The sequence below is a fragment of the uncultured Roseobacter sp. genome (assembly GCF_947499265.1).
In the GTDB taxonomy this organism is placed as follows: domain Bacteria; phylum Pseudomonadota; class Alphaproteobacteria; order Rhodobacterales; family Rhodobacteraceae; genus Roseobacter.
The window spans coordinates 519,419-544,346 of sequence record NZ_CANMNK010000002.1; the positions used below are offsets into that span (position 1 = coordinate 519,419).

The window sequence follows — 24,928 nt, forward strand, 5'->3', positions numbered from 1 at the left end:
AACTAGTCACAATTTCCGGGTCATCAGCATGTATTTTGATCGCGGGGAAAATCCTGCGCGAGTGTAAAGCTTCTGCGTTTTCTCCGCATCTCGGTCGACCTCCAAATGCAGTGCTTTCAGACCGGCACCCGCCAAAGCGCGGGGCAGGCTTTGCAGGGTCTCAGATGCGATGCCGCGCCCCCGCACTCCGGGGCGCACGTAGACTTCATCAATGAACCCATCAAGCCCGCCATATTCCAAGGACCACCCAAAGGTCACAACGATATAGCCGATCGGTGCTCTGGGCGGTCCGATCAGATAGGCCGCGCCATGCGGAGAACCCTCCAATAGGGGCATAACCCCAGCGCGTCGTGCGTCGGTATCTATCGAAATGCCGCTTTCAAGGTGAAAGGCAGCAACCAGCGTGTCCAGCTTTTCCAAGTGATCGGGCGTCGCCAATGTCAGGGCGGCGCTCACAGCCTTGCCAATCTATCAGTCAACAATGCGAAAAATCCGTCAGCATCAATGTCCCCCATGAAAAGCGCATTTGAGGGCCGATCCGTCACATCCCACCAATCCACAACCGTCATACCCATCGTCAATTCAGATTGCGTTTCAATCTCCACATTCACGTGACGCCCGGAAAAGAGTTCAGGATCAATCAGATAAGCCGTAACGCAAGGGTCATGCAGCGGCGCGCCTTCCGAGGCATATTTTTCCTTATCGAACCGCTCAAAAAAATCGGTCATCTCCGCAACCGCGGTGCCGACACGCGTGCCGAGCGAGCGGAAGGCGTCATTACGGGCGCTGGTCACCAACGCCTTGTGGGTCACATCCAGTGACATTACGACGATATGAATGTCGGATTTAAAAACAATATCAGCGGCTTGCGGATCGACATAAATGTTGAATTCTGCGGTTGGGGTGATGTTGCCCACTTCAAAATACGCGCCGCCCATCAACACGATTTCTTGAACACGATCTGCGATATCAGGTGCTTTTTTCAAAGCTTTTGCGAGATTGGTAAGCGGTCCCAATGCACAAAGGGTCACCGTGCCCGGTTTTTCGCGCCGCAAAGTCTCAATGATGAAGTCCACCGCATGATCGCTCTGCAGCGCCATTTCAGGGTCCGGCAGGACCGGGCCATTCAATCCGGTTTCGCCGTGCACATGTTCTGCCGTTACCAGTTCCCGCCCAAGAGGCCGGTCGCATCCGGCATATACAGGGACATCAACTTTTCCCGCTAACTCACAGATCATAAGTGCGTTTTTAGATGTCAGGGCAAGCGGCACATTGCCCGCAACGCAGGTGATGCCAAGAACGTCGATATCCTCGGGGCTGGCGAGCGCCAGCAACAGGGCGACCGCATCGTCCTGACCGGGGTCGGTATCAATGATGACTTTTCGGGGGGACATGCCAGCTCCAGATTCTCGTGAGCGCGACACTCGCAAGCTGGTGGGAATTTGTCCAGATGGTCAGCTTTACCTGCGCAGAGCTGCGCCCATGTGCAAAGCCCCGCGATGCGCTGTAGGCCCGACGCCACCTGCATCACGGGATCGCACCGCGAACCAGCTGCTAACCAAAGTTCATCCCGAAAGATGCGATGCGACATTGCGAGTCCCTATCCGAACTCATCAGCTCGATGTTTCGCGTCTCTCTCCGCGGCATTACAGGACGCAGATAAACAGAATGGTTGGTTTACATCTTCTGACGCTCAGAGGCCTTCACCGCGTCCCACAGCGCATCCATCTCCTGCAAATCGCTCTGCACGGGGGTTTTTCCCCGTTCCGCCAGCAGCGCTTCAACACCTTCGAACCGGCGCGTGAACTTGGCATTGGCAGCGCGCAACGCCGCCTCGGGATCCAGCCCCAGATGCCGCCCGAGGTTTGCCATCACAAACAGCAGATCGCCAAATTCCTCTTCCACCTCCTGCTGTGAGAGCCTGTCCCTGGCCTCCACCAGCTCCGCCGCTTCCTCGGTGATCTTGTCGAGCACCTCGCGGGTTGAGGGCCAGTCAAACCCCACGCGCGCAGCCCTTTTTTGCAGCTTGAATGCGCGCAAGAGGGCGGGCAGGCCAATGGCGACACCGTCCAGCGTGCCTTGCTGCGCTTTCCCCGCGCGCTCGGAGGCCTTGATGGCTTCCCAATCGGCGCTCTGCTGATCCGCGGATTTGTCGCGGGAGGCATCGCCAAAGACATGCGGGTGGCGGGCGACCATCTTGTCGGAGATTGCCCGCACCACCGTTTCAAAGGTGAAATGCCCGGCTTCTTCGCCCATCGCGGTGTGGTAGACGGTTTGCAGCAGCAAATCGCCCAGTTCACCTTCCAGCTCCTGCCAGTCGCTGCGCTGGATCGCGTCGGCGACTTCATAAGCCTCCTCAATGGTATAGGGGGCGATGCTGTCGAAATTCTGCTCGATGTCCCAGGGGCACCCGGTCTCGGGGTCTCGCAGGCGCCGCATGATTTCCAGCAAACGTTCAATTCCCGCATTGCGGTCGTGGATCAGGTCGTCAACCATTGCAGCGTGCCCATCTGTCGTGTCACAAGCACCTGACAAACAATTCCACAAGGAGTCCACCCCATGCCCGTGGTAAACCGGATCGCTGATATGAGTGCGGATATGGCCGCCTGGCGCCAACACCTGCACAGGATCCCGGAGCTGGGGCTGGAATGCCATCAGACCGCCCGTTTCGTGGCCGAGCGTCTGCGTGAATTTGGCGTTGACGAATTGCACGAGGGGATCGCGAAAACCGGGATGGTGGCGATCATCAACGGGCAGGGCGAGGGGCCGACCATTGGGCTGCGCGCGGATATGGACGGGCTGCCGATTGGCGAAGAGACCGGGCTCGCCTATGCCTCCACCCATGACGGCAAGATGCATGCGTGTGGGCATGATGGGCATACGGCGATGTTGCTGGGGGCGGCGAAATACCTGGCCGAGACACGCAATTTTGCAGGCCGGGTGGCGCTGATCTTTCAGCCGGCCGAAGAGTTCGGCGGTGGTGGCGAGGTGATGGTGCAGGAAGGGATCATGGAAACCTTCGACGTGAGCCAAGTCTACGCCATTCACAACGCGCCGGGAAAGGATTTCGGCAGCTTCAGCACCCGTGCCGGCCCGATCATGGCGGCCGCGGACACGTTCCACATTCGGATCACCGGCAAGGGCGGGCATGCCGCGCGTCCGCATGATGCGGTGGACCCGGTGGTGGCGGCCTGTTCGATTGTGCAGGGGTTGCAGACCATCATCAGCCGGAACCGTAACCCGATGGATTCGCTGGTAATCTCAACAACGCAGATCCACACCGGGACAACGGATAATGTGATCCCCGAGACCTGCTACATCAATGGAACCGTGCGCACGTTCAAGAAGGATGTGCAGGCGATGGTGATCAAACGCATGGAGGAGATCATCGCCGGTCAGGCCGCAAGTTTTGGGCTTGAGGCGGCGTTGGAGTTTGAATTCGGCTATCCGCCCACGGTGAATCATGCCGCACAGGTCGATTTTGCGGCGGAAGTGGCGGATGAGGTGGCTGGTGAGGCGGGGGTCAAAACCGATATCGACCCGGTGATGGGCGCGGAGGATTTTTCTTACATGCTGGAAGCGCGGCCCGGGGCCTACCTGATGCTGGGGCAGGGCGACACGGCGGGCGTGCACCATCCCAAGTATAATTTCAATGACGAGATCGCGCCCATCGGGGCGTCTTTCTTTGCGCGATTGGTGGAGCGGGCGCAGCCTGTCGCCGGGACCTGACCCATGGCACTGGAAGATGCCAAGACGCAGATGGATCACGCCTTCACGCGTGACGACCTGAAAGGCCCCAGCTTTGAGCTGACCTTCGGCGGCGCGGTTTCATTTCTGCGGCGCAAATACACCAAGGACCTTACTGGCGTGGATATCGCGGTCACGGGCGTGCCTTTTGATCAGGCGGTGACCAACCGTCCCGGCACCCGTTTGGGGCCGCGCGCCATTCGCGAGGCCTCGACCCTGCAGGCGCCGGATGCACCCTATGGCTGGCCCTTTGACGTGCTGAGCGAACGCGCGATTGTCGATTACGGTGATCTGGCCTTTGATTACGCCAATATCCCGGATTTTCCAGACGCTTTGACGGCGCATATTCGCGGTATTCTTGAGGCCGGTGCGGCAAGCGTTGTGCTGGGCGGCGACCACTACATCAGCTTCCCGATCCTGAAGGCCTATGCGGAGAAATACGGCCCCCTCAGCCTGCTGCAGTTCGATGCCCATACCGACACTTGGGTGGACGATGATTTCACCCGCGTCGATCACGGCACGATGTTCTACAAGGCGGTGAAATCCGGGATCGTGGACCCGGCTACCTCGGTTCAGGTTGGCATCCGCACAACCAATGCCGATACCCTCGGTGTGAACATCATCGACGCACGTGAGGTGCATGAAACCGGCACGGCAGCTGTGGTGGACAAGATCAAGACCATTCTGGGCGACCGCCCCTGTTACCTGAGTTTCGACATTGATGCATTGGATCCGGCCTATGCGCCGGGCACGGGCACGCCGGTCTGGGGCGGGCTGACCTCGGCGCAGGCGGCGATGATACTGCGCGATATGGCGGGCATCAACATCCGTGGCGGTGACGTTGTCGAGGTCTCGCCGCCCTTTGACACCACGGGGGCGACGGCCATTGCAGGCGCCCATGTGGCGACGGAAATTCTCAGCCTGCTGGGCTGGCGGATGCGTGAAGAGGCGTAAAGATGAGCACAAAGAACCAACCGATCAGCGGCAATGACCTGGCGCGGTTTTCCGGCCCGGGCAGCTTTATGCGGCTGCCCTTTGTGAATGATCTCAAGGGCCTGGATGTCGCGTTTCTGGGGGTGCCGATGGATATCGGTACATCGTGGCGGTCAGGCACGCGGTTTGGCCCCAAGGAGGTGCGGTCGCAATCCGCGATGATCCGGCCCTATCACATGGGCACGGGGGCTGCACCCTTTGACAGTCTGCAGATGGCCGATATCGGCGATCTGGCCATCAATACCTTCTCACTGGAAAAGAGTTTGAAGATCATTGAGCAAAGCTATGACGCGATCCTGAATTACGACGCAATGCCTATGGCCATTGGCGGCGATCATTCGATCACCCTGCCGATTTTGCGCGCGATGCATCGGCGGCACGGACCTTTGGCGCTGGTGCATGTCGATGCCCATGCAGATGTGAACGATGAGATGTTTGGCGAGCGTGAAACCCACGGCACGGTGTTTCGGCGGGCGCATGAAGAAGGGCTGCTGATCCCGGAGAAGACCTATCAGATCGGGCTGCGCGGCACCGGTTACACGGCGTCGGACTTCACCGAAGCGCAGGGCTGGGGGTTCCAGCAATTCCCCGCGCAGGAGCTGTGGCACCGGAGCCTTGCAACGCTGGGCGGCGAAATACGCCGCGACATCGGGCCGGACGTGCCGGTCTATGTCAGCTATGACATCGACAGCCTGGATCCGGCCTTTGCACCCGGCACCGGCACACCGGAGATTGGCGGGCTGAGCACGGCGCAGGCGATGGAGCTGATCCGGGCCCTGAAGGGGCTCAACATCGTGGGCTGCGACCTGGTGGAGGTCTCGCCCCCCTATGACACCACCGGCAATACGGCGCTGGTGGCGGCGAACCTGCTCTTTGAGCTGTTGTGCGTTCTACCGGGCGTGAAGTACCGCTGAGGCCGAGGGACGCTCCGCGGGGGATATTTGTGGCCAGAAGAAGCTTTGGAGTGCGAAAGATGATCGGGCTTGCCCTGGCGGTGCTGATTTTGGGGGGGATGGCGTATGTGCGGTTGTCGCCGATGGATCCCGCGCGCTGGCATCAGCCTGTAGAGATGCAGGCCGATCAGGATTTGTCCGTTGGTACGGTGCGGGTGCTGGCCGGGGGCGACGCGCTTTTTCGTGCCATCGATCGGCAGATGCGCGCATTGCCCCGCACGCAGGTATTGGCCGGGTCGATGGAAGAGGGGCGCGTGACCTATGTGACCCGCTCCGCGGTTTTCGGGTTCCCGGATGCGACCACCGTGGAATTGCGCGCGGATGAGGTCAGGATTTTCGGGCGCTTGCGTTTTGGTGCGTCAGATCTGGGCGTCAACCGCAAACGACTGGAGGGGCTGATCGCCGCGGTCCAGGGAGGATGAGAGGCAGCCTTGCTGCACTTCGCGCCACATGGGCACGTTCAGCGACATCTGGCACTGCGCCATGAACATGCGCCCGTCCACCTGCAGGCAAATGGTTTGTCCCAATTCGATGCGTGTGCCCGATTTATCCGTGCAATAACACTCCACTGTCTTGCCACCGGGGTAGGTGACGTCCGCCACGCCGGGCAGCGCGACCCAAATCAGAAGCAGGCTAAATCGTTTCATGGCGAAAATATTAGCATGACTGCGGGTCTTGACCAACGGCTTTCAATATCGGACAGAACGGCATGATCCCACGCGAGCGATTAGAACAGATTACGGCCCGCTTTCAGTATCTTGAGGCGGCGATGGCGGCGGGCGATCCTGCGGCGGATATTGCGACGCTGGCCAAGGAGTATTCCGACCTGCGCCCGGTGGTTGAGCAGATCGCAACCTATCAGCAATTGCAGAGCGATCTTGAGGACGCGCAAGACATGCTGTCGGACCCGGATATGGCGGCGCTTGCGCAGGAAGAGATCCCGCGGATCAAGGCGGCACTGCCCGAGGCAGAGGCTGATCTGCAGCTGGCGCTTTTACCCAAGGACAAGGCGGATGCCAAACCCGCGATGCTGGAGATTCGCCCCGGGACGGGCGGGGATGAGGCCGCGCTTTTTGCCGGGGACCTTTTGCGGATGTACCAGCGGTATGCGGAGGCCAAGGGGTGGCAGTTCGAGATCATCGAATTGCAGGAGACCGAGTTGGGCGGGATCAAGGAATTGGTCGCGCATGTCAAAGGTCAGGATGTGTTCGCCCGGCTGAAGTATGAGAGCGGCGTGCACCGGGTGCAGCGGGTGCCAAGCACCGAAAGCGGCGGGCGCATTCATACTTCCGCGGCGACGGTCGCCGTGCTGCCGGAAGCCGAAGATGTGGACATTCAGATCGACACAAATGATTTGCGGATCGACACCATGCGGTCCTCCGGTGCTGGCGGGCAGCACGTGAACACCACCGATTCGGCCGTGCGCATTACCCATCTGCCCACGGGCATCGTGGTGACCAGCTCTGAGAAGTCCCAGCACCGCAACCGCGAGATCGCGATGCAGGTGCTCAAGGCCCGGCTCTATGATGCCGAAAGGAACCGGGTGGACAGCGAACGCTCCGCAGATCGGGCGGCACAGGTGGGGTCGGGTGATCGGTCGGAGCGGATCAGAACTTATAATTTCCCGCAGGGGCGCATGACGGATCATCGGATCAACCTGACGCTTTACCGGCTGGACGCAGTGATGCAGGGCGATCTGGACGAGATCGTTGATGCGCTGACGGCGGATGCGCAGGCGCGCCTGATGGCGGAGATGGGGCAGTGACAGCCGCCGAAGCCATGGTTGCAGCGATGGCGCGGCTGCGGGCGGCGGGCGTGCCGGATCCGGCGCGGGATGCGCGCGTGCTGCTGGCCCATGCGGCCAAGGTCGATGCGGCGCGGGTGACGCTCATTGCGCCTGAGGATATCGCGCCGGAGATTGCGGAGCGCTACGACAATCTGATCGCGCTGCGGGCGGTACGTGTGCCGGTGTCGCAACTGATCGGCGCGCGGGAGTTTTACGGACGGTCCTTTGACATCAGCCGGGACGTGCTCGACCCGCGCCCGGAGACGGAAGCGTTGATCGAGGTGGCGCTGTCGGAACCCTTTGACCGGGTGCTGGATCTGGGCACCGGGTCGGGCTGTATTCTGGTGACCTTGCTGGCGGAACGCGCGGACGCCGAAGGGGTTGGTGTCGACATCAGCGAAGCCGCTTGTTTGCACGCCAGCGCCAATGCCGCGCGTCACGAGGTGGCCGGGCGGGCGCAGATTGTGCAATCCGATTGGTTTGCCGATGTGGAGGGGCGCTTTGATCTGATCGTATCGAACCCACCCTATCTGGCGGCGGCTGAAATGGACGAGGTGCAGCCCGAATTGCGCGACCACGAACCGCGTCTGGCGCTGACCGATGAGGGTGATGGCTTGACCGCCTACCGGGTGATCGCGGCGGAGGCCCAAGGGTATCTGAATGCCCAGGGTCGCGTTATGGTTGAAATTGGCTGGAAGCAGGGAAACAGCGTCTCTGGCATCTTCACGGCACAGGGCTGGGGGGAGGTGGCGATTCTCCCCGATCTGGGCGGGCGGGATCGCGTTGTCGTGGCCTCGAAACCGGGGTAACGGGGCCTGAAAACGCAGGAAAAAACCGTAAATCTGCGTAAAATCCGCCATTACCCCTTGCAGCAATGCGCGCGCCGTGCTTATTCAAGGGTGTTGCAGCGGTGGATGCTCCAAAGAGCGGTCCCGCGCGGCGTTATGCCCAACATATCGACACCCCGGTTTCCCAAAAGCGCATGGCGCATCCGGTCACACGATCCACAGCACGAAGGCTGAGCGAACTTCATGAAATCATCGAGATCCCGGTCCCGCTCGAAGAGCAACCGCAACCGGTCCCAAGGCAATCAAGGCGGCAACGTCGTCAACCGCGTGTTCGACAGTTCGGGCCCGGAAGGCAAAGTGCGCGGCACGCCGCAGCAGATCATCGAGAAATACAATCAGCTGGCGCGCGATGCACAGCTGAGCAACGACCGCGTGGCGGCGGAGAATTTCCAGCAGCACGCCGAGCACTACACCCGCATGCTCTCGGAGGCGCAGCGCGAGATCGAAGCGCGCCGTGAGGAGCAGGACCGCCAGAACCGCGAACGTCAGGCAGAACGCGACCGTGAGCGCGCCGAGCGTCAGGAGCGCGAGGCCAATCAGGCGACAGAGCAGCAGGCGGCCCAGCCGCAGGGCGACGCGCCTGTTGTCGAGGGGGACAGCAATCTAGTGGAGACACCGGAAAGCCAGCCCAAACCCAAACGGCAGCCACGCCGCAAGCCGCGGCCAAAGCCGGAAGCCGTGAATGAGGACCCACCCGGCGGCGATGACGCGCCCAAGGCAGCGGAATAGACAGCAAGAATAAACCCCGGGTTGTCCCCGGGGTTTTTATTTGGCGGCAACGGCGCGGGCCAGCGCGCAGAACCCTTCGAGGGGGATCTGTTCGGCGCGGTCGGTTGGTTTCAACCCGGCGGCTTGCAGGCGATCTTCGATGTCCGGTGCGATGCCCTTCAGGGCCGCGCGCAGCATCTTGCGGCGCTGGTTGAAGGCAGCAGCGACGACACGGCTCAGCACGGCAGCATCCGCAGGGTAGCGTGGTGTCGGCAGGGCATTGAGATGCACCACGGAGCTGGAGACCTTGGGGGGCGGCGTGAAAGCTTCAGGCGGCAGTTGCAGAACGATCCGCGCCTCGGCCCGCCATTGCGCAAGAATGGCCAGACGCCCGTAGGTCTTGCTGCCCGGCTGCGCCACGATCCGCTCGGCCACCTCGCGTTGGAACATCAGCGTCAGGCTTTGCCAGAAGGGCGGCCAGTCTTTCGGGGTCAGCCAGCGCACCAGCAGTTCGGTCCCGACATTGTAAGGCAGGTTCGCGGCCACGCGGATTGGTGGGCTCAGATGGCTCAGCGGATCGATCTCCAACGCGTCGCCCTCCAGCACCGTCAAGCGACCCGGATAGGCAGCTGCGATCTCGGCCAGCGCGGGCAGGCAGCGGGCGTCCTTTTCGATCGCCAGCACGTGGCGGGCCCCTTCGGAGAGCAGACCGCGCGTCAGGCCCCCCGGGCCGGGGCCGATCTCCAGCACATCGCACCCGGTGAGATCCCCGGCCTGGCGGGCGATCTTGGCGGTGAGGTTCAAATCCAGCAGGAAATTCTGCCCCATCGATTTGCGGGCCTGCAGGTCATGGGTGCGGATCACGTCGCGCAGGGGGGGCAGGGCATCGATTGTCGCCATGGCTCAGCCCGGTCTGGCCATTTTGGCCGCCATTTTGATCGCCTCGATCATGCTGGTGGGGTTGGCCACCCCTTTACCCGCAATGTCAAAGGCGGTGCCATGGTCCGGCGATGTCCGCACGAAAGGCAGGCCCAGTGTCACATTCACCCCCTTGTCGAAATCGAGTGTCTTGATCGGGATCAGGGCCTGATCATGGTACATCGCAATGGCGGCATCATAGCTGCGGCGCGCGGCGGCGTGAAACATCGTATCGGCGGGCAGCGGGCCGCGCAGGTCGCGCCCCTCGCGCGCCATGTCTGCGATCAAGGCCTCGATCCAGTCCAGCTCCTGTCGGCCCATAGCGCCCCCTTCGCCCGCGTGCGGGTTCAACCCGGCAACGGCGATCCGGGGTGCCGCAATGCCGAAGCGGTCGCGCAACGCGGTCTCGGTGATCTCAATCGTTTCACGCAGCAGCGCCGGGGTGAGGGCGGTGGGGACGTCTTCCAGCGCGATATGGATGGTTGCGGGGACCACGCGCAGCGCGTCGGAGGCTAGCATCATTACCGCGCGCGCCCCGCCTGCCAGAGCGGCAAGATATTCGGTGTGACCGGGGTAGGCGAAATCGGCGCCGTCGATCAGGGCCTTCTTGTGGATCGGCGCGGTACACAGCGCCGAGGCCGCCTCGTTTTTCACCAGATCGACGCTGGCGGCAATCACGTCGATCACCCCCTGAGCATTGGCCGGATCAGGTGTGCCGGGCGTGGTGGGATTGGGAAAGGCGTGGTGCAGCACCGGCAAGACGTCTTGCCCGACATCTGCTGCGGCGGCAGGGGTGGTGATGACCTCGAAGGGGGTGCCGGTTGGCAGATGGCGCGGATCGCCCATCCAGGCCAAGGGCACCTTGCCCTTCAGCTCTGCCCAGGCGCGGGCGGCGATTTCCGGGCCAATCCCGGCAGGTTCGCCGCAACTGATAACAACCGGCGCCGCGGCCCCTGTCATGGGGTCACGATACGGGCATCTGCGCGCAGCTGATCGAGAAAACCTTCGGCATAGGTGGTGATCCGGGCAGAGCGCAGGGCGCGCGCGGCGTCTTCACGCGCAACATCCTCGTTCACTGCGGCGGTGCGCCCACACATCATCAGGAACACCAGCGTCTGACCATTGTTGCGCGTCAAGGCCGTTGAGACTTCGCCGGGATCTAGCTTGCTGAGCTCAAGCGCGATGTCTTGCGGAATTTCCGCGGGCGGCAGGGTGGTACGATCAAGGATTTCCTCGGGCTGGCCTTGGGCGATCCCGTAGAGGTCATCGCATTGATCCACCCGCGCCTGCAGTTTCTGCGCCGCCGAGAGACCCGCAGGGGTGCGCCCGCCGGGGATGTAATAGGCCGCGTATTCGATGGCGACGAATTCCTGTGTCGGCGCGCCGGTTTCTTCGATCCCGCGCAGCTGGAACAGGGCGACGGCATTCGGGATGGTGAGCGGGTCGGTGATCTCTCCCGGGGCCAGGGACAGCAAGATCGGGCGCAGGGCTGCGGGCAGTCTGTTCAGGTCCTGCCAGGGCAGGCGGCCGCCCGCCTCGCGGGAGGCGGTTGCAGAAAACTCGCGGGCATAGTCCGAGAATTCATCCTGCGATTGGGATTGCGCGATTTCTTGCGCCAGTTGGTCGACGTCCGCCTTGCGCTCCGGCGGGGCCGGAATGATGATCTCGGACACAAGCACCCGGATCCCGGTGGTGCCGGTTGTCGACCCGAGCGCCCTGTCGATCTCTTCTTCGGAGATCTCGACCCGGGACCCAAAACGCGCGGAGATCAGCTCCCGCCAGGCGATGCCAACTTCAACAAAGCTGCGAAAGCTCTCTTCGGCCACGCCGTTTTGGCCCAGAACCGCGATGAACTGATCCTTATCCATATCGGCCCGCCCGGCAAATTCAGTCAGACCTGCGTCAATGCCCTCCTCGGTCATCTCCAGACCGGAGGCGGCGATGGCCTGCGCCTGCAGACGTTCGTCCACCAACGTGTCGATCACATCCTGACGGTTCGAGCCCGGGGCATTGAGAAAGCGCATGAAGGTCTGGCGCTGCTCGACTTCGAATTCGGTCACAACAGCGTCATTGACCACCACAACCGGGTCAAAGAGGCCCTGTGCCACCGCTGGGCCGGACAGTGCCAGGGCACAGAGGGCGGCCAAAATATGTCTGATACTGCTCGATGCGCTCATTTTTCTTATTTCCCGCATGTTCTTGTGTAAGTTTCGGTGCCTTTTTTCGCTGAAAACCCGCGTAGCCCGATGGATAAGCCCAAAGACGTTGAAGGCGCAAGGCTTTGAGAGGTTGCATAGCTGCGATTGACGGAGAACTGAACCGATACGCACTCGTTGTTATAGGTCACACCAAGCCCGGCGTTGGCCGCCCTATCCAGTGAGATATCGTAGCGCCAGTCGGCGGAGGCGGTCCAGTATTTGTCGACCCGGTAAGAGCCATCGAGCGAAATCTCGGCGATGCTTTCGGCGCGCTCCTCCTCAATGTCCTTGGTCAGCCAGACATAGCTGCCACCGAGGCGTGCACGACGGTTGCCGAAATCGCCGCGGATCTCGGCTTTGGCAAAGTCGAAGTCATCGTCAAAAAGGGTGCGGGCGGTGATGGCCCAGGTGTCCTGCGATTTGATCTGACCCGCCACCAGATAGCTTGATGACGTCCCGGTGAGACCGGAGGTGTCGGTAAAGGCCGTATCCGCCTCGTCACGCAGCACCTGTCCGAGGGTCAGGGAGGTATCAAGCCCGTCGGGATCAAAACGGGCCCAGTTTACGCCGATGGCCGTGGCCCGCCCGCGTTCGCGGCGGTCAGGTTCGGGAAACCGCGACAGCGAAATCAGATTGCCGCCGTCAAACTCGACCCGGGTGCTTTCCTCATTGGGAATGTCGAGCCGGTCGCCGCCCGTCCAGGCGAGTTGCACGATGGGCTCCAGAAGTTCGGTGACGCCGCCCGAGCTGCTGCGCGACATCGGGTAGCGCAGGGCGACGGTGCCATGGGGGCTCAACTGGGTCTGATTTTGCGGCACAGTGCTGTCTTGGGTGATGTTGAACAGATCGGTGCTGGCGCCAAGGGAAAGCTCTGCGCGCAGACCATAGGCCAGGGTCCAGCTGCGCAGCCAGTCTGCTTCGGCGCTGAAACGGGAAACATCGCGCCCGACAATATCATCATCCGAATAGCGGTAGTGGCTATGCGCATCGAGGTCCAGGCGCAGCTCGCCGCCAATTGTGGTCGGGAAATACCGCGTTTCATAAATGCCATCGGCAACAATTGTCGGCAGCTCGGCATTGATGTCATCGTCGCGCAGTGACTTGAAGGCAATTACGCTGCCGGAGATGAATTCGTCCCGCCGCGCGCGGCTGATGGTGATGGCGCTGTCCAGGCGGTCTTTTTCCGAATAATCGTAATTCCGCAGATATGAATCGTCCGAAGTGATCTCGACGTCAAAATCGAGACGGAAATCATTTCTGAGCGAAAACTGCCCATTGCCGAAAATGTAGCCGCGCGTTTCGCCTGGGCGTTCATCATCACGGCTGATCGCACCATTGAATTCGATGCCGCCTTTGACAAAAGCCTGACGGTACCGCAGTTCCAGCGTGTGTGTGCTGGAGGAGATATAGGGCGTGACCGTGAGATCCCGGTCATCACGCAGTGCGATGAAATATGGGATCTTGATGCCTGTGCCCAATTCGGAAGTGGTCCGCAGCGAGGGGATCAGGAACCCGGTCGCACGTTCCAGCGTCGGGTCAGGCAGCCTGAGTTGCGGGATGTAAAACACAGGGACGTTCAGGATCATGAACTGGGCCTGATCAAAGTAAAGCTGTTGCTCCTCTTTGTCATGCACCACCCGTTTTGCGCGGATTTGCCAGAGCGGCGGACGCCCGTCGTCGCAGATCCGGCATGAGGTGACGGCGGTTTTGTAAAGCTGGCTGTAGCGCCCGTTCACCCGTTGAATCTGCACGGCTGCGAGTTGAAGCTGATCTTCCAGCACCAGGCGGGCGCTCGTCAGAAGGCCGGTTTTCAGCGTGGCATCCAATTCGGCAGCGGAGGCCAATATGGTGACCCCCTCGCCATCCTGCAGGGTGATGGGACCGTCAATGGTCAGCGCACCGCTGTCTCGGTTGTAGCGTATTTCGCGGGCGGTGATGCGGGTTGTGCCCTGAAACGCTTCGACATTCCCGCGCGCCACCAGCTCGCGGTCATTGGTGATAAAGAGTTCATCGGCGATCAGCACTGCCGGTACCGCATCGGGGTCCGCATCCTGCGCCCATGAGATCACCGGGCAGATCAGGAAAAGACATGCAACAAGCGCGCGCACCACGAGGCTAACCATCCTCTGCGTGCAGCAAGAGACCTAAGGCAAGCAACACCGCGGCAACAGGCGTCGCCCAGGCCGCCAGATAAATCGGGATCTGCCCGTTTTCGCCCAGAATTTGCGCGAAGCTGCGAATGAAATACAAACCAAACCCCAAAAGTACCGCGGCCAGCACTGCGATGCCGGTCCCCCCAAAACGGGTATGGCGCATGGTGAACGCGCTCGCAACCAGAACCATCGACATCAAAAACAGCGGACGGGCCAATTCGGACTGAAACCAGACCCGGTGCTGGCGCGACGAAAACCCGGCCTGGTCCAACTGCTCGATGAACTCTGGCAGCTTCCAGATCGAGATGGCGCTGGGGCGGGCGAAACTTTCGCGAATGCGTTCCAGCGTCAGGCTGGAGGGGACAAAGAGCTCATCGTGACGCTCCGCATTGGCCTCGGAGTTCCAGCCGGCTTTCAACTGCCAAAGCTTGGCATTGCGCAGCACCCAGCCGCCGTCCTGCAGGGCAGCACTTTGGGCAGCGATCCGGCGGACGGGGCCCTGACCGGGCGCGTAGGTGATGATGGTGACATCATAGAGCACGGAGGCATCCGCGTTGGAGCGCAAGGCGCGAATTACAGATTGACCGGTTTCGTCGCCCTGGCGCAGCCATAGGCCCTCACCGGAAATCGAGAGGGTGGAGGCGCCCCCGGTTCGGTAGCTCTCCGCCAACTCGCTGTACCGTTTCGAGGTGGCTGCGACGATCGGGTTCAGCATGCTCACGGCCAGGCCCCCAATGATCAGCGCCACAATCACCGGGGCCACAAGCGCGCGCAGGGCGGACCTGCCCGCGGCACGTGTTGCGACAAGCTCCGAGGAGCGGGCCAAGCCGATGAAGAGCGCGATGGTCGCAAGGATCATGATCAACGGCAAAATCTCATTCACCGTCTGGGGGGCATTGAGCAGGGTGAGACCGACGATGCGCCCAAAGCTGATATCAAAATCGCTGAACCCGCGCGTCTGATCCACCAGATCCACCAGTGCGACCAGGGAAAACAGAACCGCTGTCAGGACGAGGAAACTCATCGCGAAGCGGCGCGCAAAGTAGAGGTGCAAAATCATGCAGGCGCCTCCGCTATGGGCGCTGCGTTGCGTCGCCGCCATCTCGGTCGGGCCACATACCACAGCATGGCGAATGCCAGCAGCGTGCCGAAGATCACCGGCAGATAGAGCAGCGGCCAGAGGTTGGCATCGCTACGCACCGGGTTCTGCATTGTGGAGCGCGCGCCATTGATCAGCAGCAAAAGTCCGAAAGCGATCACCACCTCGCGCCAGACGCCAAAGCGGGAATAGCCACCGATCAGCAGGGTGGTAAAACCAATCATCGCCGCCACGATGCAAAACAGGGGTTCGGCAAAGCGGGAGTGAAATTCCTCGGCCAGATGCCCGGCGGATTGTCCGGTATCTTTTGACAAGTCCTTATAGGACATCATCAGCTCAGGCGTGGTCATGTTGCGGGCGATCTGGATTGGCGAGGCATCGTTGCGCACCAGAGAGCTGATATCGAAGGAGAAATCCTGAAAGTTGGCCGTGGCCAGCCGGTTACTTTCGTTGCTGAGACGCTGGGCCATGCCGTCGAGCATGATCAGAGTGGTCAGATCCTGATTGCGGATCAGGTAGGCTTCGGCGGCAGTGTAAATAACCCCTTCTTCGGGTTTGCGGCCATCGGAGAGAAAGACATCGCGCAACACGCCGTCTTCGCTGATTTCACCGGCGTAGAACGTCACCGCGCTTGACGGGTGCAGGAACGCACCTTCGGTCAGCAGGCGGGAGGTGGCGTTTTGCGAAATCTCCGCCTCGCGTTCGCTCAACTGTCCCAGCGCCAGCGGCAACAGGACGTGCTGCAACGTGGAGGACATCAAAAAGACGATGACACCAAAGGCGAGGACCGGGCGCGCCAGACGGTAGGGGCTTGACCCCGTGGCCTGCATCACCGTGAGTTCGCTTTCGTTGTTCAGCCTGTTGGTGACATAGACGGTCGCGGCAAAGGCGGAGATCGGCAGCACTGTGGTGATCAGCTTTGGCAAACCCAGCGCCGTGAATTCCAGAAACACCAGCGCCGATTGCCCGTCGCTGATCAGCCGGTCAAAAAGCACGACCGCCCGGTTGATCCAGAAAACCGCCACCAATACGAGGGAGAAAAACCCAAACAGGATGAGCAATTGCGACAGGACATATCTGTCGATTCTGCTCACATCGGCCCCCTTTTGCCCGCACTCTTGCCTATGCGCGACGATAGACCAATCTTTGCTGCTGTAAAACTGCTATCTGGTCATTGGCGAAGGAGCGCGCTAGGTCGATGGGGAACCCCATTTTGGAAAGGCTGCCCCGATGACCACGCTCACCGCCGTTACATACTCCGAAACCGATATTGAACGTCTGTCGGATCACGCGGGCCGCATCGGTTTGATCGTGGATGAGGCGGGCAAACTGGATGTCGCCGGACGTCGGGTCAACCGGCTGAGCAAAGGGGCGCTGAAACGGGCATTGGAGGCGCGGGTCGAGAAGGGCCTGAAGGAAGGCGACAGCCTGACGCTGGCCTATCCTGCCGGTATGGCGGCAGAGGCGGTGGACGTGCTGTGCCTGCCGCGATCTGCACCGGAAAACGCCGCACGCAATGCTGGCGCCGTTTTGGGCGGTAAACGCGGCAAGGCGGATTTGCTGCTGGCGGTAGGTTCGGCGCGCCGGGCTGCGCATGTGGTGCAGGGCGCCGTTTTGCGCGACTACCAGTTTCGCGATCACAAGACCTCGGACGAAGCTGCCGAAGGGTCCATCGAGGTGATGTGCAATGATCCAAGCGGCGTTGAGGCTGCTGCTGCGCCGCTGCTGGCCACTGCTGATGGGATCTTCATGACCCGCGATCTGGTCAATGAACCGGCAAATATTCTGACCACAACCGAATTCGCCGACCGGCTGGTGGAGATGAAGGCGCTGGGCCTCAAGGTCGAGGTGCTGGAAGAAGACAAGCTCGAAGAACTGGGCATGCGCACGCTTCTGGCCGTGGGGCAGGGCTCTGCCAGCCCCTCCAAGGTTGTGGTGATGCAATGGAACGGCGGCGCAGAGGGCGCGGCACCCCTGGCGCTGATCGGCAAGGGCGTGGTCTTTGACACCGGTGGCATCAGCCTAAAACCCTCGGCAGGCATGGAAGACATGACCATGGACATGGGCGGCGCGGGCACGGTGGCGGGCGTGATGCGTGCGCTGGCGCTACGCAAGGCCAAGGCAAACGTCGTGGGCCTCGTCGGCCTGGTGGAAAACATGCCCTCCGGCACCGCCATTCGTCCCGGCGATGTTGTCCGATCGATGAAGGGGGACACCGTTGAGATCCTGAACACGGATGCCGAAGGGCGCTTGGTGCTCTGCGATGTGATGTGGTACGCGCAGGAGCGGTTTGAGCCTGCGGGCATGATTGACCTGGCGACCCTCACAGGAGCCATAATCATCGGTTTAGGTCACGAAAACGCCGGGGTTTTCTCCAATGATGATGCGCTTTGCAATGCCTTCCTGAAAGCGGCTGAAGCGGAGCAGGAAGGCGCGTGGCGCATGCCCCTGGGGCAGGCCTATGACGACATGCTGAAATCCCCCATCGCTGATATGAAAAACATCGGCGGGCGTCCGGGTGGGTCGATCACCGCGGCGCAATTCCTGCAGCGCTTCGTCAAAAAGGATGTCCCGTGGATTCACCTTGACATCGCCGGGGTTGCCTCGCTGAAATCACCGACCAAACTGGCTCCGAAAGGGGCAACAGGCTGGGGTGTGCGGGCGCTGGACCGGCTGGTCGCCGATCGGTTCGAGAAAGGCTAGGCGTTGGGCACGGCGCTCTTTTATCACCTGACCCGGCGTCCGATGGAAGAAACGCTTGCGATGTTATTGAGCAAGGCAACCGGCGCGGGCATGCGCGTCGTTGTGCGCGGCACGGATCTGGGCCGAATGGGGTGGCTGGATGAGAAACTGTGGCTGGGCGCGGATGACGGGTTTCTGCCGCATGGGCTGGCAGGCGGGGACCATGATGCGCTGCAGCCGGTGCTGCTGACAACCACGCCTGAGGCGCCAAATGCGGCGACCTGCCTGATGACGGTGGATGGGGCGGCGGTCAGTGCCGAGGATGTCACGGCGATGGATCGTGTCTGCGTGCTCTTTGATGGCAATGACACGCAGGCACTGGACGGCGCACGGGCGCAATGGAAGGCGCTTAAGGACGCCGGTGCCAAGGCACAATACTGGTCCGAGGAAACAGGCCGTTGGGAGAAAATGGCGGAGACGTGAGCCGCGATGAACCGGTGCCGCCCCAGGCCTGGGCAGTTATCTGGTCAGGGTCAACTCGCCGCCGGTAATCTCGATCTTGCCCCAGCGCTGCAGGTAGGTCATGCCCAGCAGGCTTTGCGACATCTCGCTGCCATTGACCACCGCCGTCACATTCTCATCCGTGGCAGGCCCAAGCTGTACCCGGTCCAGCCGCACTGGTGCTGTGCGCACCTCGCCATTGGCGGTCATGGCGCGTCCGGTAAAGTTGAGCGTGTCGGGGGCAAGGCCCACCGCTTCGGCGTCTTCCCGGGTCAGGACAATTTCGGTCGCCCCGGTATCGAGGACGAATTGCACCGGGGCGCCATTGACCTCGGCCGCGATATAATAATGCCCGTCGGCACTGCGCGGCACCACGATCTTGCCCTGTTCGGCAAAGACGGATTGCTGCGGGCGGACGGTCTGGCTGATGTCATCCCAAAGACCGTAGGCCGCGATGGCGCCCAGAAAGATGAACCCCCAAAGGGCGGCCTGCTGCAGCGTCTTGTTCATGGATTGGCGGTTCTGTGTGAAAAACCAACTCACCACCATCAATCCCAGCAGGATGAGGTAGATCAGGCTGCCAGTGTCATTACCATCCATATAAGGCTCCCATCGTCTCTCGGCCTAATATAGGCGTTTCGGCACAGAAATCAGCCCGCGCCCGGCCCAAAGCCAAAAGCGCTGAGACCGTCGAGCACGAATTGCACGGAGAGGGCGGCCAGCAACATGCCCAGCAGGCGGGTGACGACGGTGATGCCGGTTTTGCCCAAAGCGCGTTCGATGAGACCGCTGGCCAGAAAAAACCCCATCACGATGATCATGACACCAGCGGTGGCGCCCAGCACGATGACGGTGCCTTCGATGCCTGGACGTTGCCCCATGAGCAGGATGACCGAGGCGATGGCGCCCGGCCCGGCGATCAGGGGAATGGCGAGGGGGAAGACGGAAGGGTCGTTCACCTCCTCTTCGCTCTGATCCTCGCGGCGTTTGGTGCGGCGCTCGAAGAGCATGTCGAGCGCGGTGATGAACAGCAGGATGCCACCCGCGACGCGGAAGGCGGCCATCGAGATCCCGATGAAGGACAGCAGCGCCTCGCCGAAGGCGGCAAAGGCGAGCAGGATCAAGATGCCGGTGGCGGTGGCGCGCAGGGCAATCCGGCGGCGCGCGGCATCGGTCATGCCCTGCGTCAGCGCCACGAAAAGCGGCGCGAGACCAATGGGATCGATGACCACGAACATGGTGACAAAGGAGGTGATCAGAAAAGCGGTGTCGATGGTCATGGCATCTGCCTCTTGGGGCTTTGCCCATCGCCATTGTCGCCCAGACCAATGGCGCGACAAGAGCGCCCCCAGGATGTTTTGGGCCAGAAGAAAGGGGTCATGGCGCTTCTGCCCGCTCCAGTTTTTCCAGAGCCGTCATCCAGAGGGATTCGGCCCGGTCCAGCGCGTCCATGACTTCGGCATATTTGCGGTTCCAGACTTCAAGCTCCCCGACATTGTTGTCCTCATAAAGCGCGGGGTCGGCGAGTTTCTTTGCCAGCTTGTCCCGCATCTCATTGAGCTTCGCGACGCGGGCCTCGGATTTGCGGGTTTCCGATTTGAGCGCGAGAATATCCTCGCGGCTGGCGCGTTTGGGCTTGGGCGCGGCCTGTGGCTTCTTGCTGGATTTGCCCATCGGTTTGGCCGGGGTCAGCAGCATCTTGCGGTAGGCTTCGAGATCATCCTCATAGGGGGTGACCGTGCCCTCCGACACCAGCCACAGCCGGTCCGCTACCATCGACAGCAGGTGCATGTCGTGGCTGACGAGGATCACGGCACCGGAATAGGCGGTCAGGGCCTCAACCAGCGCTTCGCGGCTTTCGATGTCGAGGTGGTTGGTGGGCTCGTCGAGGATGAGCAGATGCGGCGCGTGCAGCGTGGCCAGCAGCAGCGACAGCCGTGCCTTTTGGCCGCCCGAGAGCCGTCCGACCTCGGTTTCTGCCTGATCCGGGCCGAGACCGAAGCCAGCCAGTTGTGCGCGCAGTTTCGAGTGCAGCACGCCGGGGCGGGCCGAGATCATATGCTGCAGCGGCGTTTCATTGATATGCAGTTCCTCCACCTGATGCTGGGCGAAAAACCCGATGCGCAGCTTGTTGGATTGCACCGATTTGCCCGCCATCAGCGACAGGCGATTGGAGAGCAGTTTCGACAGGGTCGATTTACCCTGACCGTTCTTGCCCAGGAGCGCGATGCGGTCGTCCTGATCAATGCGCAGGTTCAACCGACTGAGCACCGGCGTTTCGGTATAGCCCACCGCGCCGCCTTCGATGGAAATGATCGGGGGCGAGAGTTCTTCGGGTTCCGGAAAGGTGAAGACGCGCTTGGCCACCTGTTCGGGGCTCGCGATCATATCCATCTTTTCGATCATCTTGAGGCGGGATTGCGCCTGTTTCGCCTTCGATGCCTTGGCTTTGAAGCGGTCGACAAAGGCCTGCATGTGATCGCGGCGCGCCTGTTGTTTCTTGGCCATGGCGGCCTGCACCGCGCGCTGTTCGGCGCGTTGGCGGGCAAATTGATCGTAGGGCCCCTGATAAAACGTGAGCTTGCGCTCGTCGAGATGCAGGATCGCCCCAACGGCCCGGTTCAGCAGGCCCCGGTCGTGGCTGATGATGATCACCGTATGCGGATAGCGCGCCAGATAGGCTTCGAGCCAAAGGGCGCCCTCGAGGTCAAGATAATTGGTGGGCTCGTCGAGCAGCAACAGGTCCGGTTGGGCAAAAAGCACCGCGGCCAGAGCCACCCGCATGCGCCAGCCGCCGGAGAAATCGGAGCAGGGCATTTGTTGCTCCGCATCATCAAAGCCCAGACCCTTCAGGATCGTCGCGGCGCGGGCCTCCGCAGACCAGGCATCGATATCTGCCAGCCGTGTCTGGATCTCGGAAATGCGGGCGGGGTCGGTGGCGCTCTCGGCCTCGCGCATCAGGGCCGCGCGTTCGGTATCCGCTTCCAGCACCGTGTCGATGAGCGAGGTCGAGGAAGAGGGAACCTCCTGCGCAACACCACCGATCTTGGCCCGGCTGGGCAGGGAAATATTGCCGCCATCCAGACCAAGCTCGCCGCGAATGATCTTGAACAGGGTGGTTTTGCCCGCCCCGTTGCGCCCGACCAGCCCGACCTTGTGACCATCCGGGATCACCGCGCTGGCGCCCTCAAAGAGCGGGCGACCTTCGACGGAATAGTTGATATCTGAAATGCGTAACATGGCCGCTGCACTGAACCACGCCCGCGCCTATGTCAATGCGTGGGATTGATATCTATCTACCCCTCGGGCCCTTATGGGGCGCGACCCGTCTCTGACACACCACATCAGCCGTGAAACCTGCGCCGTGGGGACGATCCGATGCGGCGGGTATGGGCACGCACAAACCGCTTTCCCCTTGCAAACTCCCATGGTAGACGCGCCGCAAATTAACATTTGCAGGAGACCTCTGATGGCCCTTGAGCGCACATTTTCGATCATCAAACCTGATGCGACCCGCCGTAATCTGACAGGCAAGATCAACGCCAAATTCGAAGACGCCGGTCTGCGCATCGTGGCGCAAAAGCGCATCCATATGACCAAGGCGCAGGCAGGGGTGTTCTACGCGGTGCACGCCGAGCGCCCGTTCTATGACGAGCTGTGCGAATTCATGGCGTCCGCGCCGGTTGTGGTGCAGGTTCTCGAAGGCGAAGGCGCCATCGCAAAGAACCGCGAAGTCATGGGCGCGACCAACCCTGCAGATGCCGCTGCGGGCACCATTCGTGCAGAGTTTGCCGAAAGCGTTGGCGAGAATTCGGTTCACGGGTCCGATGCACCGGAAACAGCCGCAGTGGAGATCGCGTATTTCTTCTCCGGGCTGGAATTGGTCGGCTAAGCCGTCACACCTCAGAAATCCAGAAAAAGGGTCAGCCAGGCGCTGGCCCTTTTTTTATGAGGTCGGACGGACCCCGATCTGATCCATCATCTGTTCGAAAGCATCGAGACCCTTGTCGAAAGAGGATGATTTGATCGCGTCAAACCGCTGGCGCAGCGCCTTCTTTTCTTCGCCCTTGCAATCGTTCCAGGGACGGTTTTGCAGCGCCATCACCAACACGTAATACCCGATGAAATGCGGTCTGGTGCCGTTTTTCAACAAACGCGCATAGGCAGCATCCGCCCCTAGGGCGCGCAGCTCTTCGGCAGAGTGGATGCCAGCCTCCGCGCAGGCGGCCTCAAAGGCTGGCCCGAGATTCCGGATCGAGGAAACAGGTGTTGTCATACGCCGCAGAATAGGCGGTCGCAGTGGGTATTGTCACCCGGAAATCCCTGTCAAAGACTTGCATAATCCGTGATTGGCGGCGGTGGTGGCGCGGGCGTCTGAGCGCTGCCTTGCGGTTTTGGGGCATGGTTTGGTTTTGGTGTATCTTTGGTCATCGTTACGGTCCTTTACACATGAAGCGGAGGGGCCGCCTCATGCTCAGGATTGCCAGCGTTTTCTGCCGGGGGCAGGGCGCTGACATGGCCATAAAATGACTTTTGGGCTCAATCTGCGGAAGTTCGGTACCGCGTTTCCTGCCGGTATTCTGCGCCCGCTGGGAGCAAAATGGACGGAAACTGCGGGTGATTTGGGGCGTCCGGCCAGCCCTGCGGTTCAAGGGCAATGCCCGCAAACGGGGCGATGTTCTGACCGGGTAGGGCGCTGGGGCCGTCGCTTGGCAACCCGCTGCCGTTATAGACCTGAAGGCCGGGTTCGGTGGAGGCGATATGCAGCGCAAGCCCGGTCCCCCCTGTCAGGGTTGCGACGTCCCGTGGCGTGTCAGAACGGGCGGTGGCCACGCAAAGGTTTGCATCCAGCGTGCGGTCAACCGGAACCGCTCTTTTCGTCCGAAAGTCATAGGCGGATCCGGCGACCGGTGTGATATGCCCCGTAGGCAAATTCTGATGATTGACCGGCAAATAGGTATCGGCATGGATCTGCAGCTGATGATGCGACACATCCGCTTTCTCATCGAGGGTCCAATAGGGATGATGTGCAAGGTTCATCACCGTATCGCAGTCGCTGCTGGCAGTGATCGTCAAGACCAATGTGTTTTCCGCTTCCAACGCATATGTGGCACGAATCCGGCGCGCGCCGGGGAGGCCAATCGCGGCATCGGGCAGCGCGGTCTCCAGCGTCACAGTGTTTACCGTCTGGTCCGAGATCGTCCAATCCTGCGCGTGCAGGCCGTCATCTCCACTGTGCAAACACGTCGTGCCCTCGTTGGAGGGCATCTGGAAGACCTGATTGTCGAGTTCGATCTGACCCCGTGCCACCCGATTGGCCACTGGACCCACAATTGCGCCCGCGTAGAACGCAGCGCTGTCGAAAGCCAGCGGATCCTCGAACCCAAGGACAAGGCTGCGGGGGTGACCACGTAGCCAGAAACCGGCGAGCGTCGCGCCGCGCGTCAGAATATGCGCTTTCAAAGTGTCGGACTGCAAAACGATCATCGGCGTCAGGGGCTGGCTTTCCTTAAAGCTGTCGTACCACCCGAAAGACCCGCTGTTCATTTTGCGACCATCTTCCTAAATCTGCGGCAGCGACAGGGGTCGCGATTGATATTCCGGTTCAAGATAAACCTGCGTCGGCTGCGCATGTCCAATACCGGCATTGTAAATGAATCGCTTCAACAATTCGGTCTGGAACTCAAACTCCTGCGCGCGCTCGGAGAAGCCGCTTGGCAAATGATCCTGTGTCTCGACCTGCGCATATTCCATTTCCCGGCACATGTTCAACAGCGGCAAACAGATATCGGCCAGCACATTTGCCGCCAGTTTTTCCGCGTGATTGGAATAGGGCTCCTGGAAACCGATGTCAGGGTGGAACGCATTGTTGAGCGACCCCATGAATTCCTTGAACCTGAAGATCGCATTTCTCATGCCGTCTTTCAGTTCCATGATCAGAACATGAACCCCGGAAAGGACCAGGCCCGGCAGCTCCACCAGAAACTCCGGCAAAGACAGCACATGTGTCCCATCTGGTATCGTCGCCATGCATTTGCGAACAGAGTGCGCCATTCTGGCTACGAGGATCTGATCAATGTCACTTGTGTCCTGAAAAGAAACACGGTTCCGAAACCCGCGCCCGAGCACTTCGCAAGACCGCACCGAGATGGTTGCGTTCTCTCGCAGCGTCAGGTTCAGCGTCAGAACACGACCGGAGAGATCGGACGACAGGGGTACAACGCTATTTGTGTCAACCATTTCAATAATCCATGCATAAAGTCTATGGCCCTAACGTGCCCTAAAACTGGCAGTCAAAGGTAAACACACCGTACGGTGCCTGTTGCGTCAGCCAAAGATTAA

Annotated in this window: 26 protein-coding genes; 10 read left to right on the forward strand and 16 right to left on the reverse strand. The window is 61.1% G+C overall.

What is annotated here, in order from left to right; genetic code table 11:
- Positions 1–6: 6 nt before the first annotated feature.
- The 3 genes from Q1A63_RS07195 to mazG all read right to left on the reverse strand — a co-directional run bounded on the left by Q1A63_RS07195 (position 7) and on the right by mazG (position 2,496).
- The gene (locus tag Q1A63_RS07195; protein ID WP_298969752.1) at positions 7–456 is read right to left on the reverse strand and encodes a GNAT family N-acetyltransferase; all 450 of its coding nucleotides are present in this window, start codon (positions 454–456) and stop codon (positions 7–9) included.
- Positions 453–1,394 (reverse strand): nucleoside hydrolase, encoded by a 942-nt coding sequence (locus Q1A63_RS07200; protein WP_298969751.1) that lies wholly within the window; start codon positions 1,392–1,394, stop codon positions 453–455. Before Q1A63_RS07200 ends, Q1A63_RS07195 begins: the two co-directional genes overlap by 4 nt.
- A 283-nt stretch (positions 1,395–1,677) precedes the next feature.
- Entirely contained in the window at positions 1,678–2,496 is an 819-nt protein-coding gene (gene mazG / locus Q1A63_RS07205; protein WP_298969750.1) for a nucleoside triphosphate pyrophosphohydrolase, read from the reverse strand.
- 63 nt (positions 2,497–2,559) lie between these two features.
- Here mazG and Q1A63_RS07210 point away from each other — a divergent pair, with 63 nt between their 5' ends.
- Genes Q1A63_RS07210 through Q1A63_RS07225 form a run of 4 tightly spaced genes read left to right on the forward strand, consistent with a single transcriptional unit; the run spans position 2,560 to position 6,115 of the window.
- Complete coding sequence (locus Q1A63_RS07210; protein WP_298969749.1) at positions 2,560–3,729, forward strand: M20 aminoacylase family protein; 1,170 nt, start codon at positions 2,560–2,562, stop codon at positions 3,727–3,729.
- 3 nt (positions 3,730–3,732) lie between these two features.
- Complete coding sequence (speB, locus tag Q1A63_RS07215; RefSeq protein WP_298969748.1) at positions 3,733–4,701, forward strand: agmatinase; 969 nt, start codon at positions 3,733–3,735, stop codon at positions 4,699–4,701.
- Between the two features lie 2 nt (positions 4,702–4,703).
- Positions 4,704–5,654 carry an agmatinase gene (gene speB / locus Q1A63_RS07220; protein WP_298969747.1) on the forward strand — a complete coding sequence of 317 codons (951 nt, stop codon included), beginning with the start codon at positions 4,704–4,706 and terminating at the stop codon, positions 5,652–5,654.
- Positions 5,655–5,713: 59 nt separating this feature from the next.
- The gene (locus Q1A63_RS07225; RefSeq protein WP_366524290.1) at positions 5,714–6,115 is read left to right on the forward strand and encodes a DUF1499 domain-containing protein; all 402 of its coding nucleotides are present in this window, start codon (positions 5,714–5,716) and stop codon (positions 6,113–6,115) included.
- Here the strand turns inward: Q1A63_RS07225 and Q1A63_RS07230 are convergent.
- Positions 6,053–6,340 carry a hypothetical protein gene (locus tag Q1A63_RS07230; RefSeq protein WP_298969745.1) on the reverse strand — a complete coding sequence of 96 codons (288 nt, stop codon included), beginning with the start codon at positions 6,338–6,340 and terminating at the stop codon, positions 6,053–6,055. The two genes, Q1A63_RS07225 and Q1A63_RS07230, sit on opposite strands and share 63 nt — an antisense overlap.
- Positions 6,341–6,402: 62 nt before the next feature.
- On the opposite strand from Q1A63_RS07230, the gene prfA reads away from it, so the two are divergent.
- From prfA to Q1A63_RS07245, 3 genes are all read left to right on the forward strand, one after another.
- The gene (gene prfA, locus Q1A63_RS07235; protein ID WP_298969744.1) at positions 6,403–7,458 is read left to right on the forward strand and encodes a peptide chain release factor 1; all 1,056 of its coding nucleotides are present in this window, start codon (positions 6,403–6,405) and stop codon (positions 7,456–7,458) included.
- 14 nt (positions 7,459–7,472) lie between these two features.
- A complete protein-coding gene (prmC, locus tag Q1A63_RS07240; RefSeq protein ID WP_298970472.1) occupies positions 7,473–8,288 on the forward strand; it encodes a peptide chain release factor N(5)-glutamine methyltransferase in 816 nt (271 codons plus the stop codon).
- A 222-nt stretch (positions 8,289–8,510) separates the two neighbouring features.
- Complete coding sequence (locus Q1A63_RS07245) at positions 8,511–9,056, forward strand: DUF4167 domain-containing protein (RefSeq protein WP_298969743.1); 546 nt, start codon at positions 8,511–8,513, stop codon at positions 9,054–9,056.
- A gap of 36 nt (positions 9,057–9,092) precedes the next feature.
- Here the strand turns inward: Q1A63_RS07245 and rsmA are convergent, their stop codons facing one another.
- From rsmA to lptF, 6 genes are read right to left on the reverse strand one after another with little or no spacing between them, the layout of a single operon-like run.
- On the reverse strand, positions 9,093–9,935 hold the full coding sequence (rsmA, locus tag Q1A63_RS07250; protein WP_298969742.1) for a 16S rRNA (adenine(1518)-N(6)/adenine(1519)-N(6))-dimethyltransferase RsmA: 843 nt from the start codon (positions 9,933–9,935) through the stop codon (positions 9,093–9,095).
- 3 nt (positions 9,936–9,938) lie between these two features.
- The gene (gene pdxA, locus Q1A63_RS07255; RefSeq protein WP_298969741.1) at positions 9,939–10,913 is read right to left on the reverse strand and encodes a 4-hydroxythreonine-4-phosphate dehydrogenase PdxA; all 975 of its coding nucleotides are present in this window, start codon (positions 10,911–10,913) and stop codon (positions 9,939–9,941) included.
- Positions 10,910–12,130 (reverse strand): peptidylprolyl isomerase, encoded by a 1,221-nt coding sequence (locus Q1A63_RS07260; RefSeq protein WP_298969740.1) that lies wholly within the window; start codon positions 12,128–12,130, stop codon positions 10,910–10,912. Before Q1A63_RS07260 ends, pdxA begins: the two co-directional genes overlap by 4 nt.
- A gap of 5 nt (positions 12,131–12,135) precedes the next feature.
- The gene (gene lptD, locus Q1A63_RS07265) at positions 12,136–14,274 is read right to left on the reverse strand and encodes an LPS assembly protein LptD (RefSeq protein WP_298969739.1); all 2,139 of its coding nucleotides are present in this window, start codon (positions 14,272–14,274) and stop codon (positions 12,136–12,138) included.
- Positions 14,267–15,364 carry an LPS export ABC transporter permease LptG gene (gene lptG / locus Q1A63_RS07270; RefSeq protein WP_298969738.1) on the reverse strand — a complete coding sequence of 366 codons (1,098 nt, stop codon included), beginning with the start codon at positions 15,362–15,364 and terminating at the stop codon, positions 14,267–14,269. The genes lptD and lptG overlap by 8 nt, the downstream gene beginning before the upstream one ends.
- Positions 15,361–16,497: an LPS export ABC transporter permease LptF gene (gene lptF, locus Q1A63_RS07275; protein ID WP_298969737.1), complete on the reverse strand. Its 1,137-nt coding sequence runs from the start codon at positions 16,495–16,497 to the stop codon at positions 15,361–15,363. The genes lptG and lptF overlap by 4 nt, the downstream gene beginning before the upstream one ends.
- Before the next feature lie 136 nt (positions 16,498–16,633).
- On the opposite strand from lptF, the gene Q1A63_RS07280 reads away from it, so the two are divergent.
- Both Q1A63_RS07280 and Q1A63_RS07285 read left to right on the forward strand, forming a co-directional pair.
- Complete coding sequence (locus Q1A63_RS07280) at positions 16,634–18,106, forward strand: leucyl aminopeptidase (RefSeq protein WP_299631148.1); 1,473 nt, start codon at positions 16,634–16,636, stop codon at positions 18,104–18,106.
- A gap of 3 nt (positions 18,107–18,109) precedes the next feature.
- Positions 18,110–18,568, forward strand: a complete 459-nt coding sequence (locus tag Q1A63_RS07285) for a DNA polymerase III subunit chi (protein ID WP_298969735.1) — start codon at positions 18,110–18,112, stop codon at positions 18,566–18,568.
- Positions 18,569–18,604: 36 nt separating this feature from the next.
- Here the strand turns inward: Q1A63_RS07285 and Q1A63_RS07290 are convergent, their stop codons facing one another.
- The 3 genes from Q1A63_RS07290 to Q1A63_RS07300 all read right to left on the reverse strand — a co-directional run bounded on the left by Q1A63_RS07290 (position 18,605) and on the right by Q1A63_RS07300 (position 21,826).
- Positions 18,605–19,186, reverse strand: a complete 582-nt coding sequence (locus tag Q1A63_RS07290; protein ID WP_298969734.1) for a TIGR02281 family clan AA aspartic protease — start codon at positions 19,184–19,186, stop codon at positions 18,605–18,607.
- 50 nt (positions 19,187–19,236) lie between these two features.
- Positions 19,237–19,866 (reverse strand): MarC family protein, encoded by a 630-nt coding sequence (locus Q1A63_RS07295; RefSeq protein ID WP_298969733.1) that lies wholly within the window; start codon positions 19,864–19,866, stop codon positions 19,237–19,239.
- Between the two features lie 97 nt (positions 19,867–19,963).
- Complete coding sequence (locus tag Q1A63_RS07300) at positions 19,964–21,826, reverse strand: ABC-F family ATP-binding cassette domain-containing protein (protein WP_298969732.1); 1,863 nt, start codon at positions 21,824–21,826, stop codon at positions 19,964–19,966.
- Between the two features lie 229 nt (positions 21,827–22,055).
- On the opposite strand from Q1A63_RS07300, the gene ndk reads away from it, so the two are divergent.
- Positions 22,056–22,478, forward strand: a complete 423-nt coding sequence (ndk, locus tag Q1A63_RS07305) for a nucleoside-diphosphate kinase (RefSeq protein WP_298969731.1) — start codon at positions 22,056–22,058, stop codon at positions 22,476–22,478.
- 54 nt (positions 22,479–22,532) lie between these two features.
- Here ndk and Q1A63_RS07310 read toward each other — a convergent pair whose 3' ends face one another.
- The 3 genes from Q1A63_RS07310 to Q1A63_RS07320 form a co-directional block, all read right to left on the reverse strand.
- Positions 22,533–22,862 (reverse strand): TfoX/Sxy family protein, encoded by a 330-nt coding sequence (locus Q1A63_RS07310; protein WP_298969730.1) that lies wholly within the window; start codon positions 22,860–22,862, stop codon positions 22,533–22,535.
- A 263-nt stretch (positions 22,863–23,125) separates the two neighbouring features.
- Complete coding sequence (locus Q1A63_RS07315; RefSeq protein ID WP_298969729.1) at positions 23,126–24,133, reverse strand: aldose epimerase family protein; 1,008 nt, start codon at positions 24,131–24,133, stop codon at positions 23,126–23,128.
- A 15-nt stretch (positions 24,134–24,148) separates the two neighbouring features.
- The gene (locus Q1A63_RS07320) at positions 24,149–24,826 is read right to left on the reverse strand and encodes a hypothetical protein (RefSeq protein WP_298969728.1); all 678 of its coding nucleotides are present in this window, start codon (positions 24,824–24,826) and stop codon (positions 24,149–24,151) included.
- Positions 24,827–24,928: the final 102 nt, after the last annotated feature.